A 980-nucleotide genomic window follows, 5' to 3' on the forward strand; every position below is an offset into this window, starting at 1 on the left:
ACCATTACCCGCCCAACCAATGGCGCCATCACCGGCTCTAACATCAACTGCGGCAGCGCGGCCACCGCCACTGATTGCGATGAAACCTATTCAACTAATCCAACAATCACCCTGACCGCCACAGCGAATCCCGGCTACGTTTTTGGTGAATGGACGAATTGCACTCCAATTGCTGACAACCCGCTGGAATGCCAAATCACCATTGACGGCGCCCAAACTGTCAGCGCCAGTTTTATTCCAACCTATTTGCTCACCATCACCCGCCCGAATCGCGGCACCATTAGCGGTAATGGCATTAACTGCGGCAGTTCAAACACCGCCATTGATTGCTCTGAAACTTATCTCGCCAATCAAATCATCACCCTGACCGCCGCGCCTGACATCGGTTATGTCTTAAATAGTTGGGGTAATTGCACCGCCATTGAAAATACCCCTCAACAATGCCAAATCGCCATGACAGCGATGCAAAACGTGAGCGCTAATTTCACCCCGATTTCATTATCAGTATCAATGAGCATCGATGGCGAAGGTCACGTCAGCACCACACCGGCGGGAATTAACTGCGGAATAAACAGCAATAGTTGCAGTGCCACCTATCCAATTAACAGCACCATTGAATTAACTGCCACACCCGGCGCCACTGCCACCTTCGCCGGCTGGGACGGCGTTTCTTGCCCCGACGACGCCAACCCATGCACACTAACCCTCACCACAACCGCCGCCATCATCGCCCGCTTTGCACCCGTACCCTATACCTTAACGGTCGTCAGCACCGGCAGTGGCTACATCACCAGCGATCCTGCCGGCATCAACTGTGGTGGAGAATTTAACGATTGTTCAAAGACTTACGACGCCAACACCGCTGTCACCCTGACCGCTACTCCGACCGCTACTGCCACCTTCACCGGTTGGAGTGGCGGTGGTTGTTCGGGTACAGACAATTGCACCGTCACACTAGATGCGGCGAAAAACGTCACCGC

At 53.8% G+C, this 980-nt stretch carries 1 protein-coding gene; it reads left to right on the top strand.

Annotation, left to right across the window (positions count from 1 at the left end; translation table 11 throughout):
- Positions 1-980 (top strand): InlB B-repeat-containing protein (locus HUK38_RS14605; protein WP_202985582.1); only part of this gene is annotated, 980 nt, incomplete at both ends.

This window comes from Thiospirillum jenense (genome assembly GCF_014145225.1).
Classification (GTDB): Bacteria; Pseudomonadota; Gammaproteobacteria; order Chromatiales; family Chromatiaceae; genus Thiospirillum; species Thiospirillum jenense.